The organism is Pseudoalteromonas sp. SANK 73390 (assembly GCF_054966645.1).
Map to the genome: position 1 here is coordinate 1 of NZ_ARPN01000090.1, position 1170 is coordinate 1170.

General features: G+C 49.2%; 1 rRNA gene. It reads left to right on the top strand.

Features of this window, described 5'->3' with window-relative positions:
- Nucleotides 1–14: 14 nt before the first annotated feature.
- Nucleotides 15–1170 (top strand): 23S ribosomal RNA (locus SANK73390_RS11355); the annotation flags it as partial.

Here is a 1170-nt window from a genome sequence, read left to right on the forward strand (position 1 = left end):
ACTTTGGGTTGTATGGTTAAGTGACTAAGCGTACACGGTGGATGCCTTGGCAGTTGGAGGCGATGAAGGACGTACTAACTTGCGATAAGCCTAGTTGAGCCAGTAAGAGGCACTTGAGACTAGGATTTCCGAATGGGGAAACCCACCTGTTTACAGGTATCATATGGTGAATACATAGCCATATGAGGCGAACGCGGAGAACTGAAACATCTAAGTACCCGTAGGAAAAGAAATCAACCGAGATTCCGAAAGTAGCGGCGAGCGAAATCGGAACAGCCCTTAAGCTTGAGTGTAGTTAGTGGAAGGCTCTGGAAAGTGCCACGATACAGGGTGATAGTCCCGTACACAAAAACTTATCTTAAGTGAAATCGAGTAGGTCGGAGCACGTGAAACTTTGACTGAATATAGGTGGACCATCATCTAAGGCTAAATACTCCCAACTGACCGATAGTGAACCAGTACCGTGAGGGAAAGGCGAAAAGAACCCCTGTGAGGGGAGTGAAATAGAACCTGAAACCGTGTACGTACAAGCAGTAGGAGCCCACTTGTTGGGTGACTGCGTACCTTTTGTATAATGGGTCAGCGACTTATATTTTGTAGCGAGGTTAACCGAATAGGGAAGCCGTAGCGAAAGCGAGTCTTAACTGGGCGCGTAGTTGCAAGGTATAGACCCGAAACCCGGTGATCTAGCCATGGGCAGGTTGAAGGTTGAGTAACATCAACTGGAGGACCGAACCCACTAACGTTGAAAAGTTAGGGGATGACCTGTGGCTAGGAGTGAAAGGCTAATCAAACCGGGAGATAGCTGGTTCTCCCCGAAATCTATTTAGGTAGAGCCTCGGACGAATACTTACGGGGGTAGAGCACTGTTAAGGCTAGGGGGTCATCCCGACTTACCAACCCTTTGCAAACTCCGAATACCGTAAAGTAATATCCGGGAGACACACGGCGGGTGCTAACGTCCGTCGTGAAGAGGGAAACAACCCAGACCGCCAGCTAAGGTCCCAAAGTGTATGTTAAGTGGGAAACGATGTGGGAAGGCTAAAACAGCTAGGAGGTTGGCTTAGAAGCAGCCACCCTTTAAAGAAAGCGTAATAGCTCACTAGTCGAGTCGGCCTGCGCGGAAGATGTAACGGGGCTAAACATACCACCGAAGCTGCGGCTGCGAAC